The organism is Tsukamurella sp. TY48 (genome assembly GCF_019656655.1).
Taxonomy (GTDB): Bacteria; Actinomycetota; Actinomycetes; order Mycobacteriales; family Mycobacteriaceae; genus Tsukamurella; species Tsukamurella strandjordii.
On sequence record NZ_BPMV01000001.1, the window covers coordinates 1292939 to 1306281 of the forward strand.

The following is a 13343-nucleotide window of genomic DNA, read 5'->3' on the forward strand; positions in this document are numbered from 1 at the left end:
GTCAGCGCTCGCTCGGTCGGTCCGGACCGGACTGCCCCGGCTCCTGTCCCTGCGGCGCCTGGCCGGGCTGGTTCTGCGGCGGCTGCCCCTGCGGGGGCCAGCCGGGGGCGGACCATCCGGCGGGGGCGCCGTAGTCCGGCCTGCTGCCGCCCACGGGGGGCTGGCCGTACTGGCCGGGCTGCGGGTAGGGGCTCGGCTGCGGGTAGCCGCCGGGCTGGCCGGGGTACGGCTGGTTCGGGTACTGAGGTCCCGGGTAGGACGGCTGGCCGCCGCCCCACTGGTAGCCCGGCTGACCGTAGGCGGGCTGTCCGGCCTGCTGGCCCGGCACCGGCCAGGGCTGCCCCTGGCCGTTGACCTGACCGTTCTGGCCCGACGGTGCCGCCGCCCCCGCGAGGGCCGCCTGCTCCGCCTTCTTGCGCTCGGCCTCCTCGTCGACCGGCGGCCAGGGCTCGCCGTTCTCGATGGCGATCTCCTTGGGCGTCTTGATCGGCGGCTTGGTGGACGGCGTGCGGTGGCCGAAGTCGTCGAACTGGGTGATGCGCGGGCGCTTCTCCACCGACGCGAAGATCCGCTCGAGATCCTTGCGGACCAGCGTCTCCTTCTCCAGCAGCTCGCCGGCCAGCACGTCCAGCACGTCGCGGTACTCGGTGAGGATGGCCCAGGCCTCGGTGTGCGCGGCCTCGACCAGCGAGCGCACCTCCTCGTCGATCTGGCTGGCGACGGCCTCGGAGTACTGCGCGCCACTGCCGATGCCGCGGCCGACGAACGGGTCGCCGTCCTCCTGGCCGTAGCGCACGGCGCCGAGCCGCGCGCTCATGCCGTACTCGGTGACCATGGCGCGGGCGATCTTGGTGGCCTGGTCGATATCGCTCGATGCACCCGTGGTGGGCTCGGCGAAGACCAGCTCCTCCGCGGCGCGGCCACCCATCGCGAAGATCAGGCGTCCGATCATCTCGTTGCGGGTGTACATGCCCTTGTCGTTCTCGGGCACGGCGAGCGCGTGACCGCCGGTGCGGCCGCGGGCGAGCACGGTGACCTTGTACACCGGGTCGAGGCCGTCCGTGGCCCACGCGGCCAGGGTGTGGCCGCCCTCGTGGTACGCGGTGACCTTCTTCTCGTGCTCGGAGATGATGCGGTTCTTGCGGCGCGGGCCGCCGACCACGCGATCCACGGATTCCTCCAGGATCGGGGCGGTGATCTGCGTGCCGTTCTCGCGGGCGGTGAGCAGCGCGGCCTCGTTGATCACGTTGGCCAGGTCGGCACCGGACATGCCGGGCGTGCGCTTGGCCAGACCCGACAGGTCGACGTCGTCGGCGAGCGGCTTGCCCTTGGCGTGCACCTCGAGGATCGCCTTGCGGCCGGCCATGTCCGGGTTGGACACGGGGATCTGGCGGTCGAACCGGCCCGGACGCAGCAGCGCCGGGTCCAGGATGTCGGGACGGTTGGTGGCCGCGATCAGGATGATGCCCTGGCGGTCGCCGAAGCCGTCCATCTCGACGAGCAGCTGGTTGAGGGTCTGCTCGCGCTCGTCGTGGCCGCCGCCCATGCCGGCGCCGCGCTGGCGGCCGACGGCGTCGATCTCGTCGACGAAGATGATGCAGGGGCTGTTCTCCTTGGCCTGCTCGAAGAGATCGCGCACGCGGGAGGCGCCCACGCCCACGAACATCTCGACGAAGTCCGAGCCGGAGATGGTGAAGAAGGGCACGCCCGCCTCGCCCGCGACGGCGCGCGCGAGCAGCGTCTTACCGGTGCCGGGCGGGCCGTAGAGCAGCACGCCCTTGGGGATCTTCGCGCCGAGGGCCTGGTAGCGGGCCGGGTTCTGCAGGAAGTCCTTGATCTCGTAGAGCTCCTCGACCGCCTCGTCGGCGCCCGCGACATCGGAGAAGGTGGTCTTCGGCATGTCCTTGCTGAGCTGCTTGGCCTTGCTCTTGCCGAAGCCCATGACCCCGCCCCGGCCGCCGCCCTGCATGCGGTTCATGAGGAAGAAGAACAGGCCCACCAGCAGCAGGATCGGCAGCAGCGTGAACAGCAGCATCGAGATCCAGGGCGATTCCTGGGTCACGTTGGTGGTGTACGCCACCGGCTTGCCGTCGGGCGTCTTGGCGTCCTGGACGTCGGCCAGGATGTCGCGCGCGGTGCCGGCCGGGTACTTGGCGTAGATCTTGGTGCCGTCGGCACCGTCGACCGCCTTCGCCAGCGTCACGCGCAGCGTCTGCTCGCGGTCGTCGATCTGCACGTCGGTGACGTTCTTCGACTGGAGCTGCTCGACCACCACCGAGGTGGCCACCGGCTTGTAGTCGCGGTTACTGCCGCCGACCATGGTGAACGCCCAGATCAGGAGCACGAAGCCGGCGATGATCGCCAGCGTCCGGATGAGTGATTTGCGTTTCATATCGCTTCGCCTCGCGGGCTCGTTGTCCTTTTCCAGCGGCGGGCGCGGGTAGCCGCGCAGGTCGACTTCCCAGGTTACCGTGCGCGGTGCACGGGACGCCGGGCGCGGCCGTGCGCCCTGGGCGAACATGTCCGTTTCGCTGCCGATAGGGTTCGGCGCGTGACCGATCCCCAGCATCCCCAGGACCCCGCGCAGTACCCGCAGTACCCGCAGTACCCGGGAGCTCAGCAGTACCCCGGCGCCCCGCAGTACCCGCAGCGCCCGGTCGCCGCGGCCGCACCGTCGCCCGCCTGGCGCAGCCGTTTCGACTTCTACAACACCTACGGGCACCCGTCGGCCTCGCCGCAGGGCACGGCGGCGTTCAAGCAGTTGTCCTTCGGTGAGCGGTTCCGGCTCTCGGGCAACGGTCCGGCCTTCTTCTTCGGCCCGATCTACTTCGCGATCAAGGGCCCGTGGCGCAAGGGCCTGAGCCTGTTCGGCATCGCCTTCGTGATCAGCATCCTGGTCGGCATGATCGAGGTGGCCTTCGGCATCTCGATCCCCGCGGGGGCCTTCGGCGCGGCGATCGGCGTGCTCTACTCGACCACCGCCAACTGGGCGTACTACCAGCACGTGGCCTACGGCAGCACCAGCTGGAACCCGTTCGAGGATGTTCCGCTGCTGCGCGCCAGGAAGTAGCGGGTCAGACCTCGAGCTCGGCGGCCACGGCCAGGAGCTCCGCCTCGCCGCCCGGGCGGGCGATCAGCTGCACGCCCTCGCCGCGGACGGGCACCGTCATCGCGGGCCAGCCGAGCAGGTTCCAGAGGCTGGGGTGCGGCGCGTAGCCGAGGCTCGCGGCGGCGCTGGCCGCCCACGGCAGGGCGCTGTACCGGCGGGCCCGCGCCGGACGACGCGCCAGCGTGGGCGTCACCAGAACGTCGATCCGCTCGTTCGCGAAGAACCGCTCCAGCACCGATTCCAGGGCCGCGGCGTCGGCGGGGCGCACGAGACCCCGGTCCGCGACGAGCCGCCCGAGGGCCGCGTGCCGCCGGGTGCGGGCTTGCAGCAGGGAGGCGTCGGCACCGCGCGCCACGAGGTCATCGGCATCGGTCGCTGCGGCGGCCACCCAGCGGGCGAGCAGCGGGAGCGGCGAGGCCGGGTAGGGCACGCGCACCTCACGCACCGAATGCCCCTGTGCGGCAAGTGTGGTCGTTGCTCCGCGGACCGCGTCCACGATGGTCTGCGAGGTGAACGTGGCCGGGGTGGGCCGGTTCAGGCCGAGGCCGATCCGCAGGCCCGCGGCGTCGCCGATCTCGGCGAGGTCGGGCCGCCCGGCCATCACGGAGAGCCCGAGCGCCGCGTCGGCGACGGTGCGGGTCATGGGTCCGTTCTCGGCCATGCCGAACCAGTTCGTGGGGCCCAGCTCCGCCGGCACCACGCCGCGTCCCGGCTTGATCGCCACGATCCCGGCGGCCGCGGCGGGCCCGCGGAGCGAGCCCAGGCCGTCGTTGCCGTGCGCCAGCGCGACGTGCCCGGCGGCCACCACGGCGGCGCTGCCGCCGGAGCTGCCGCCCGGGGTGCGGCCGGGGCGGTGCGGGTTCGCAACCACGGCCTCGGCGTCGTCGGTCATGGCCCACAGGCACAGCTCGGGTACCCGGGTGAGTCCGACCACCACGGCGCCGGCGGCGCGCAGCCGCTTCACCACGGGATGGTCGGTCTGCTCGACCGGAAGGCCGGCGCCGCAGTCGGCGGACACCCCGTCGAGTACCCGGTAGCCGGACACGGCCACGTTGTCCTTGATCGCGATGGGCACACCGGCCAGCGGCAGCGAGTAGCGATCGGGGCGTGCGTCCACGGCGGCGGCCTCGGCGAGCGCCTCCTCGGGGCGCACCACCCGCCAGCCGTTGACCTCGTCCTCACCGATGCGGTCCAGTGCCTGCCGCGTGGTCTCGACCGCGGTGTGGCGGCCTTCGCGCACGCCGTCGGCGGTGGCCGCAGCGGTGAGCAGGGTCATTCGCTGTAGACCTTGGGCTCCAGGATGCCGATGTACGGCATATCGCGGTAGCGCTCGGCGTAGTCGAGGCCGTAGCCCACCACGAATTCGTTGGGGATGTCGAAGCCGACCCACTTGACATCCACGTCCACGCGCACCGCGTCGGGCTTGCGCAGCAGGGTGACCACCTCGAGCGAGCGCGGATGCCGGCTCGCGAGGTTGCGCAGCAGCCAGCTGAGCGTGAGGCCGGAATCGATGATGTCCTCGACGATCAGCACGTCGCGGCCCTCGATGTCGCGGTCGAGGTCCTTGAGGATGCGGACCACGCCGGAGCTGGAGGTCGACGAGCCGTAGCTGGAGACGGCCATGAACTCGAGCTGCGTGGGCACGGGCAGGGCGCGCGCCAGGTCGGTCACGAACATCACCGCGCCCTTGAGCACGGTGATCAGCAGGAGATCGGAATCGCCCTCGCGGTCGGCGTACCGCTCCGCGATCTGCGCGGCCAGTTCGGCCGTCCGCTCCTTGATCTGGTCCTCGGAGAGCACCACCGAGGCGATGTCTCCCGCGTACAACTCACCCGTGCCGTTCACCACGCCCTCAGGATGCCACCTGCCCGGGACACCTGCAGCCGCCGCCCCGCACTTCCGCCGGGTACCGCGGTCGGTCCCTGCCCGTGCCACTCGCTGACCAGGGCGTCCACCGCGGCGAGGTGTGCGGCGGTGAGTGCGCGGGCGCCGCGGTCGGCGAGCCAGGCCCGCAACGCCCTTCGGCGCAGGGCGGGCGGGAGGGCCTCGATGTCGGCCACCGGGAGCTCGGGTCCCGAGGGTGCGGGCGCGAGCGCGTCGAGCGCGTCGTTGTCCGCGCGCAGGGATGCGGCGGTCCGGGCGAGCGCCTGCGCCACTCCCCCGCCGAGCACGTCCTCCAGGAGCGGCAGCACGTCCCGGCGCAGTCGCACCCGGGTGTAGCGGGGGTCGGTGTTGTGCGGGTCGTCCCAGGGGGTGAGTCCGAGTTCGGTGCAGGCGGCGGCGGTGGTGTCCCGGCGGACGCCGAGCAGGGGCCGGCCGTACGGCGCGGCCCACGGCGCCATCCCGGCGAGCGAGCGGGCGCCGGAGCCGCGGCCGAGGCCGAGCAGCACCGTCTCGGCCTGGTCGTCGAGGGTGTGCCCGAGGAGCACGGGCAGGCCCTCGCGGTGGGCGTCCAGGGCCGCGTACCGCGCGGTGCGGGCGGCGGCCTCGGGACCGCCGCCCCGCTCGCCGACCTCGACGGTGAGCCGCTCGGCGCGGCGGGCCCCGATCTCGCGGGCCTGCTCCACGGCGCGGTCGGCCACCGCGGCCGAGGCCTCCTGCAGCCCGTGGTCCACCACGAGGGCCACGGGGTCCAGTCCCGCGGCGACGGTGCCGGCGAGCAGGGCCAGGGAATCGGCGCCGCCGGACAGGGCCACCGCCACCGTCGACGGTGCGCCGTACCGCGCGGCCCAGTCCTGCACGGCGCGGCGGACCTCCAGGGCCGCGGGGCCGGGGCGGTTCACGGTGTCGGTCCACCGAGGACGCGTGCGATCCAGCGGGCGGGTTCGTCGAACTCCTCGTCGCGGGGCAGGGTCTCGGGCCCGGTCCACACCGTGTTGAACCGGTCCATGCCCACCTCGGCCACGACTGCGTCGACGAACTTCTTGCCGCGCACGTACTGCGCGATCTTGGCGTCCACACCGAGCACGGCGCGCAGCACCCGCTGCAGCGGGTTCGACGGTGCCGCGCGGCGCCGGTCGAAGGCGGCGCGGATGGTGCCGACGGTGGGCACCACCGCGGGTCCGGCGGCGTCCATGACGTGATCGGCGTGCCCCTCCAGCAGGGTGCCCAGGATCAGGAGGTTCTCGATGGCGGCGAACTGTTCTGCGGGCGCGGCGATCTGGAGCAGGCCGATCACGCCGTCGTGGCGCTTGCCGCCGCGCAGCGCCGCGGTGACCCGGGCGATGAGGTCGCCCACGGAACCGGTCCCGCCCTCGCCGGTGAGCGCGGCGACGTTGTGCCGCATGTGTTCCCGGAGCCACGGATTGGCGGCGAACTGCACCCGGTGGGTCACCTCGTGCAGGCACACCCACATCCGAAAGTCGTCCGGATCGAGCCCGAGGGCGCGTTCGACGGTGAGCACGTTGGGGACGACCAGCAGCAGCTCACCGTCGGGGGTGCCGAACGGGTCGTACTGCCCCAGAATCGATCCGGAGACGAAACCGAGCATGCCACCCGCCTGGAGTCCGGAGATCCGGGCCGCGACGCCGGGGCGTCCGGGGGCGTCGCCGTCGAGCAGTGCGGACATCGAGCGGGCGGCGGCATCGACCCACTCGCGGCGGTCCACGGTGCGGGCGGCGGGGATCTCGGCGCCGGTCGCCAGGCCGGTCACATCGCGCACGTGCCGCTCGGCGGCGGCGGCGAACTCGGCGAGTTGGGCGGCGGCGCGGTCGCGGGTGTAGCTGGTGGTGGCCGGGCCGGAGCCGGTGATCCGGCGGGCGGTGGCGGCGGCCAGCGCCCAGTCGACCTGCGCGCGCGGGATCCGACGGGCGGCCATGGCGGTCAGCGGCAGCCGCAGCCGCGGAGCGCGGCGGTCACGGCGTCCATCGCAGGTCGCGCGACGTCGACGGGGGTCCCGGCGGACATGAGGGTGAAGGTGATGATCGACCCGTCGCGGCCGGCGACGTAGCCGGCGAGGGTACTCACCCCGGACAGGCTGCCGGTCTTGGCGCGCACGTAGCCGGCGCCGGCCCGGTTGACGGTCACGTACCGGTCGGACAGGGTGCCGCTGGAGCCGCCGACGGGCAGCGTGTCCAGCAGTGGACGCAGCTGCGGCTTGGCGTTTCCGGCTGCCGCGGTGAGGATCTCGTCGAGCACGCGGGCGGGGATGCGGTTGAGGGTGGACAGTCCGTCGACATCGGAGAGCTCCACCCCGGCGAGGTCGAATCCGGCGGTGCGCAGCGCGCCGGTCACCGCGCGGGCGCTGCCGTCGAAGGAGAGGGGTTGTCCCGCGGCGGCGGCCACCTCACGGCCGATGGACTCGGCGAGCACGTTGTCGGAGTGGATCATGGCGTCGCGCAGTCGCACGTCCAGGGGCGCGCTGCGCACGGAGGCGAGCTGCGCCGCTCCCGACGGTGCGGTGCCCGTGGTGACGGCGGTGGCGGGCAGGCCGAGCGCTGCCGCGAGGGCCCGGCCGGCGGAGAGCGCGGGATCGGTGACGCGGGGCGAGTAGTCCTCGCCGGGGCGGATGCGGCCGGCGTCGGCGGTGAGCGCCTGCATGGGCGTCACATCGCCGCCGGCGATGTCCGCGCGCTCCCAGCCGCGGGCGAAGTCGCTCCCGGTGAACAGCGAGGCGTCCACGATCACGCGGCTGACCTTGGTGCCGCTGCGGCGCAGCTGGGCGGCGAGATCGGAGATCTTGGGGGCGTCGGTGAACATCGAGTCCGCGCCGGCGCGCAGGGTCGGGTCGCCGGCGCCGACGAAGACCACGTCGCCGGGCTGCGCGCCCGCGACCACGGTGGTGGTGATCCGCTTGTCGGCGGGGAGGGTGAGCAGGGCCGCCGCCGCGGTGAGCACCTTGGTGGTGGAGGCCGGGGTCCTGGGCCGAGTGGCGTCGCGCTCCCAGAGCGTGGTGCCGCTCGCGGCGTCCACGATCACCCCGGTGAAGTCGCCGAGGTCGGGGTTGTCGAGGGCGGCGGCGATCTGCGCGCGGACCCCGGCGGGCGTCGGGGCCGCGGTGGCCGCCACGGGCTGCAGCGCGGGGGTGTACGCCGTCTCCACCGGGCGGGGCGGGACCTGCGCGTCGAGATCGCGGCCGTCGCGGTAGGCGGCGTAGCCGAGGGCGGCGGCGAGCACACCGACGACGACCAGCGCCAGCACGATCACGGTGATCGTCAGGCGCACCAGGGTTCGTCGGATCCGCGAGCGTGGCACCGTACCACCCTAACGGCACGACGACACCGGAAGCGGAGCGAGCGGGTCGGATCCGGTCCGACCCGGGTATCCTCGGCGTGCATGGTTGTCGTGGAGTGAAGGGAACTGCAGCGTGGAATTCGAGGTCACGGTCGAGATCGCCAAGGGCTCGCGGAACAAGTACGAGGTGGATCACAAGACCGGCCGTCTCAAGCTGGACCGCTACCTCTACACGTCGTTCGGTTACCCCACCGACTACGGCTACATCGAGGACACCCTCGGCGAGGACGGCGATCCGCTCGACGCGCTGGTCCTGCTTCCGGAATCGGTGATCCCCGGCTCGATCGTGGACTGCCGCGCCATCGGCATGTTCAAGATGGAGGACGAGAAGGGCGGCGACGACAAGGTCCTCGTGGTGCCCGCCGGCGATCCCCGCTGGGACGCCATTCAGGATCTGGAGCACATCGACAAGTTCGAGCTCGACGCGATCGAGCACTTCTTCGTGCACTACAAGGATCTCGAGCCCGGCAAGTTCGTGAAGGGTTCGACCTGGGTCGGCAAGGCCGAGGCGGAGAAGGAGATCGCCGCGTCGGTCGCGCGCGCCGAGGCCGCGGCCGAGGGCATCGACAGCTGATCTGCTCCGACGGACGAACGCGGCGGCGAGGTTCTCCTCGCCGCCGCGTTCGTCGTTCCGGGGTCGGTTACAGCTTGGCTGCGACCCGCTTGATCATGTCCTCGAAGCCGGCCCGGTCCACCTTGCCCTCGGCGTCGGGGTTGGCGAAGACCATGGCGGTCACTCCGCCCTTGGCGAAGTAGGCGTTGGCGGAGGCCGCCTTCTGATCGCCCACGGCCCGCTCGAACTCCAGCACGAAGCCGGTGGCGCCGGTGCCCTTCGGCAGGTCCTTGCGGGTGGTGGTCTGCTGGACCGCCCCGAGGCGCACCTGGGCGCACTCGCCGGTGCCGGCGGCCTCGAAGACGGACACCTTGGCCTCACCGGGGAGGAAGTTCACGCCGTAGGTCACCTGCTGCCCCTTGGCGACGTTCTGCTGCGTCCCGTACTTGACGGTGTCGGCCACCTCCTGCTGCGCGGCCACGTTCTTGTCCTTGCACGCGGCGGGGGTGATCTCCACGTCCTTCATCTGCTGCACCGCCTGCAGCGAGCTCATCAGTGCGCTGTCGGCGGGCACCGTCGTCACGGTGTAGCCCTCGGGCAGGTCCGCCTGGACCAGCGCCTTCGAGGCCGCGGGCGAGGCACTGTCGGCGCTGGACGGCGACGGTGCGCTCTCGCCCCCGCCCCCGCAGGCGGTGAGCGCGAGGCCTACCGCGGCCACTCCGGCGACGACGGAGCTGATACGAACCGGACCGGTGCGGCGCAAGGGAATCTCCTCTGGGGCGGGGAACGACCGAAATCCGTTAGACCTTAGCGAAGCGCCGCAGGAAGGACTCGGTGAAGGCCGGATACCGGCCGTCGGCGAGCGCGCGCCGGGCCTCGGCGGCGAGGGACACGAAGAAGTGCTCGTTGTGCAGGGTGCACAGGGTGACGGCGAGGCCCTCGTTCGCGGCGAACAGGTGGTGCACGTAGGCGCGGGTGAAATCGTCGGCCGGGTTGGCCGGCCCGTGCCGCTCGGCACCGGGGTCGAGCGGCCGGAAGTCCGTGCGCAGCGCGGAATCCGTGACATCGACGATGCCGTCGCGGGTGTACACGCGCCCCTGGGCGGCGGCCTCCGCGGGGGCGGTTCCGTCGATCACGTCGATGCCCGCCTCGATGGCGGCGAACAGGTCGGCCGGGGTGGCGATGGCGGGCAGGTGCCGCGGGCGTTCCCGGTCGAGTTCCTCGACGGCGGCGCGCAGCTGGAGCGATTGCGCCGACGCGGAGCCGATGCCGTCGATGCGGTAGCCACCGAATCCGAGGCCACCGGCCTGGACGTCCTGTTCGGAGAGGCGGCGCAGTCCGCGTGCGGCGGCGCGGCGCAGACCGGCGTCGGCGCCGCCGGTGACCACGGCCCACAACGATTGCCGGTCGCCGCGGTCGGCGGTCTGCCAGGAGTGCTCCACGAGGGCGCGGGCGGCCCACCGCTGGGAGCGGTCGACACCGGCCTGCAGCTGTGCGCGGGGCGCGGTCGCGGGCACCGGATCGGCCAGCGCGAAGGCGATGTCGACGCCGATGCGGTGCGCCACGCGGACGGCCTCCTCGGGGTCCCAGCGGTGCGCGCCACCGTCGAGCCGGCTCCGGAAGGCGATGCCCTCCTCGGTCACCCGGGTCTTCTTCGCCGCGGCGACGGCGGTGATGCCGGTGTCGCCCAGGGTGGGCGCGGTCCAGGCCATGGCCTTGCCGATGCCGCCGGCACCCTCGATGACGGCGGTGCCGGGCTGCAGGTAGAGCTCGTGCAGGTCCACGGTGAGCGCCTGCACGCCGAGTCCGGCCAGGACCTCGGGGGTGATGCCGGCCACGGCGCCGCGCGTGGCGACGGGCAGGTAGGCGGGCGTGGCGATCTCGCCGTGCGGGGTGCTGACGCGCCCGATCCGGGCGGCGCCGGGTCCCTGGGCCTCCACTCGGAAGGAGACGGGGTCGGACGCGCCCACGGCGCGCAGCCGGGTGTGCCCGGCGATGGCGCGGTAGCCGGTGCGCAGCTCGGCGAGCTCGGCCGCCAGTTCCGCGTTCTGGGTGCGCAGCTCGGCGATCTCGGCCATGGCCGGATCGACAGCGATGGGGCGGGTGCGTTCTTCGTCGGGCTGCACGGGATCGACGGTACGCGGCGGAGCCTTCGGCGTCTCCCCCGTGAGCGCGGCCGGAGCGCCGGCGGCCGGAGTGGTGGCGGCGGGGGTCTCGACCTCGGCGACGGGGCCGCCGGCGAGCACCGCGGTGGCGACCTCCTCCTGCACCGACTCGATGGCCGGCCCGGTGCGCAGCGGCACCGACTTCCAGAACAGCACCAGCACCAGGCCGATCGCGGAGAGCACGGTCACGGCCAGGAAGACGGTGTCCATCGAGTCGGCGAACCCGGCCTTGAAGGGGTGCACCAGGGTCGACGGGAGCTTCTGCAGCGCCGAGGTGTCGGACATGATGCCGCTGACGGCGCTCGAATCGCGGTTGGCGAGCTTGGTGGCGAAGTCCTGGGCGGCCGGACCGTCGTGGCCGGCGGCGGCGCGCTGCAGCGCGGCCGTGTACTCCGGATCGGATGCGGCGTCGGTGAGCCGGGACTGCATGTTCTTCGGCATCTCCGAGAACAGGACGGAGAGGAAGACGGCCACGCCGAGGGTGCCGCCGATCTGCCGGAAGAAGGTGGCGGCGGCGGTCGAGACGCCCATATCGCTGGGCGGCAGGATGTTCTGCATCGCCAGCGTGAGCGGCTGCATCAGGTTGCCGAGGCCGAAGCCGATGAGCGCGGCGCCCGCCATCACGGCGCCGAGCTTCACATCGGCGGTCACGTAGTGCAGGGCGAACATGCCCACGGTGAGCAGGACGGCGCCGATGATCGGGTAGATCCGGTAGCGGCCGGTGCGCGAGATCATCTGGCCCGCCAGGATCGAGCCCATCATGAGTCCGAGCACCATGGGCAGCATCATGAATCCGGCCACGGTGGGGCTGGCGCCGCGGACCACCTGGAAGTACTGCGGCAGCAGCGAGATTCCGCCGAACATCGCGGCGCCCACGACCACCGAGATCAGCACGCCCTGCGCGAAGATCCGGTTCTTGAAGATCCGCAGCGGGATGATCGCGTCCTCGCCCATCATCTTCTCGACGATGATGAAGGCGAGCACACCGCCCGCGCCCACGGCGTAGCAGGTGATGGACTTGGTGGAGCCCCAGCCCCATTCGCGGCCCTGTTCGGCGACGATCAGCAGCGGGACGATGCCCAGGGCGAGGGTGAAGGCGCCCACCCAGTCGATCCGGACGCCCTCGCGGCGGGTGTGCGGCAGGTGCAGGACGCGCGAGACCACGAGCAGCGCGATGATGCCGATCGGCACGTTCACCAGGAACACCCAGCGCCAGCCGGTGATGCCCAGGATGGAGTCGGCGCCGGAGAAGACGCCACCCAGCACGGGCCCGAGCACTGAGCTGGTGCCGAAGACGGCCAGGAAGTAGCCCTGGTAGCGGGCGCGTTCGCGGGGCGGCACGATATCGCCCACGATGGTGAGCGCCAACGACATCAGGCCGCCGGCGCCCAGGCCCTGGACGGCGCGGAAGGCGGCGAGCTCGTACATCGAGGTCGAGAAGCTGCACAGCAGCGATCCGAGTACGAAGACGATGATCGCGAACATGAAGAAGGGCTTGCGCCCGTAGATGTCCGAGAGCTTGCCGTACAGCGGGGTCACGATCGTCGACGTGATGAGGTACGCGGTGGTCACCCAGGCCTGCAGCTGATATCCGCTCAGGTCGTCGGCGATGGTGCGGATCGCGGTGGAGACGATCGTCTGGTCGAGCGCGGCGAGGAACATGCCGGTCATCAGTCCGGCCAGGATGTAGAGGATCTGCTTGTGCGTCAGCCCCGGCGCCGCAGCGTCGTCGATCACGGGCTGTTCGGTGGTGGCTGTCATCCGGGCTCCCGCATCAGTCGGAGGGCTTGTTCGAACTGGTGCAGGGCGCGGTTGCCCAGCTTGACGAACTGGTCGATCTCGTCGTCGGACCACTGGTCCAGCAGTGGCCGCAGTCGCTCGTTGCGGGATTCGCGGATGGCTGCGACCTTCGCCTTCCCGGTGTCGGTGGCGGCGACGAGGGCGGCGCGGCGGTCCGACGGGTCCGGGCTGCGTTCGGCGTACCCGAGATTGGTGAGGGTGGTCACGTACCGGCTGGCCGTCGACGGGTCGGTGTGGATCTGCTCGGCGAGCACGGAGGACCGCATGGGTCCGCCGTTGACCAGAGCGAACAGCGCCGAGTATGCCGCGAGCTCGACCCCGTCGGGCGCCACGGCGTGCCGCGTCATCGCGGAGTGCCGTTCCTTGAGTCGGGTCAGGTCGGAGATCACGCGGACCAGATCCTCGATCCGGTCCGCCCGTTCATCGTCGGTCATCTCGCCTCCGCAGCTTCCACCCCGGGCCGCGCACCTGTGCGACCGCGGCA

11 protein-coding genes and 1 pseudogene are annotated in these 13343 nt (G+C 72.3%); 2 read left to right on the forward strand and 10 right to left on the reverse strand.

The genetic code is table 11. The features are described 5' to 3' along the window. Position 1 precedes the first annotated feature (1 nt). Positions 2–2392, reverse strand: coding sequence for an ATP-dependent zinc metalloprotease FtsH (gene ftsH, locus TTY48_RS06400; RefSeq protein ID WP_220656698.1), 2391 nt, complete (start codon positions 2390–2392; stop codon positions 2–4). A gap of 159 nt (positions 2393–2551) precedes the next feature. Between ftsH and TTY48_RS06405 the strand changes: the two genes are divergently transcribed. Further along, a complete protein-coding gene (locus TTY48_RS06405; protein WP_220656699.1) occupies positions 2552–3070 on the forward strand; it encodes a DUF2628 domain-containing protein in 519 nt (172 codons plus the stop codon). 4 nt (positions 3071–3074) lie between these two features. Here TTY48_RS06405 and TTY48_RS06410 read toward each other — a convergent pair whose 3' ends face one another. Genes TTY48_RS06410 through dacB form a run of 5 tightly spaced genes read right to left on the reverse strand, consistent with a single transcriptional unit; the run spans position 3075 to position 8302 of the window. Beyond that, positions 3075–4385 carry an amidase gene (locus TTY48_RS06410; RefSeq protein ID WP_220656700.1) on the reverse strand — a complete coding sequence of 437 codons (1311 nt, stop codon included), beginning with the start codon at positions 4383–4385 and terminating at the stop codon, positions 3075–3077. After that, positions 4382–4954, reverse strand: coding sequence for a hypoxanthine phosphoribosyltransferase (hpt, locus tag TTY48_RS06415; protein WP_344186963.1), 573 nt, complete (start codon positions 4952–4954; stop codon positions 4382–4384). The genes TTY48_RS06410 and hpt overlap by 4 nt, the downstream gene beginning before the upstream one ends. After that, complete coding sequence (gene tilS / locus TTY48_RS06420) at positions 4951–5892, reverse strand: tRNA lysidine(34) synthetase TilS (protein ID WP_220656702.1); 942 nt, start codon at positions 5890–5892, stop codon at positions 4951–4953. Before tilS ends, hpt begins: the two co-directional genes overlap by 4 nt. Then, on the reverse strand, positions 5889–6926 hold the full coding sequence (locus tag TTY48_RS06425) for a zinc-dependent metalloprotease (protein ID WP_220656703.1): 1038 nt from the start codon (positions 6924–6926) through the stop codon (positions 5889–5891). The genes tilS and TTY48_RS06425 overlap by 4 nt, the downstream gene beginning before the upstream one ends. Before the next feature lie 5 nt (positions 6927–6931). Beyond that, complete coding sequence (gene dacB / locus TTY48_RS06430; protein WP_220656704.1) at positions 6932–8302, reverse strand: D-alanyl-D-alanine carboxypeptidase/D-alanyl-D-alanine-endopeptidase; 1371 nt, start codon at positions 8300–8302, stop codon at positions 6932–6934. 112 nt (positions 8303–8414) lie between these two features. Between dacB and TTY48_RS06435 the strand changes: the two genes are divergently transcribed. Beyond that, a complete protein-coding gene (locus TTY48_RS06435; protein ID WP_220656705.1) occupies positions 8415–8915 on the forward strand; it encodes an inorganic diphosphatase in 501 nt (166 codons plus the stop codon). Positions 8916–8982: 67 nt separating this feature from the next. Here TTY48_RS06435 and TTY48_RS06440 read toward each other — a convergent pair whose 3' ends face one another. The 4 genes and pseudogenes from TTY48_RS06440 to TTY48_RS06450 form a co-directional block, all read right to left on the reverse strand. After that, positions 8983–9657 (reverse strand): hypothetical protein, encoded by a 675-nt coding sequence (locus tag TTY48_RS06440; protein ID WP_220656706.1) that lies wholly within the window; start codon positions 9655–9657, stop codon positions 8983–8985. A 37-nt stretch (positions 9658–9694) separates the two neighbouring features. Continuing rightward, positions 9695–10972, reverse strand: coding sequence for a tRNA guanosine(34) transglycosylase Tgt (locus tag TTY48_RS21240; RefSeq protein WP_255585726.1), 1278 nt, complete (start codon positions 10970–10972; stop codon positions 9695–9697). Positions 10973–11143: 171 nt separating this feature from the next. Further along, positions 11144–12820, reverse strand: a pseudogene (locus TTY48_RS21245) (MDR family MFS transporter); the annotation flags it as partial. After that, positions 12817–13293, reverse strand: coding sequence for a MarR family winged helix-turn-helix transcriptional regulator (locus tag TTY48_RS06450; protein WP_220656708.1), 477 nt, complete (start codon positions 13291–13293; stop codon positions 12817–12819). The gene TTY48_RS06450 and the pseudogene TTY48_RS21245, both read right to left, overlap by 4 nt. Positions 13294–13343: the final 50 nt, after the last annotated feature.

Bases quoted from the DNA above. Each gene is read 5' to 3' on its own strand.
- TTY48_RS21240 (WP_255585726.1), bottom strand. From the start codon at position 10,972: ATGGCCGAGATCGCCGAGCTGCGCACCCAGAACGCGGAACTGGCGGCC.
- ftsH (WP_220656698.1), bottom strand. From the start codon at position 2,392: ATGAAACGCAAATCACTCATCCGGACGCTGGCGATCATCGCCGGCTTC.
- TTY48_RS06425 (WP_220656703.1), bottom strand. From the start codon at position 6,926: ATGGCCGCCCGTCGGATCCCGCGCGCGCAGGTCGACTGGGCGCTGGCC.
- TTY48_RS06410 (WP_220656700.1), bottom strand. From the start codon at position 4,385: ATGACCCTGCTCACCGCTGCGGCCACCGCCGACGGCGTGCGCGAAGGC.
- TTY48_RS06450 (WP_220656708.1), bottom strand. From the start codon at position 13,293: ATGACCGACGATGAACGGGCGGACCGGATCGAGGATCTGGTCCGCGTG.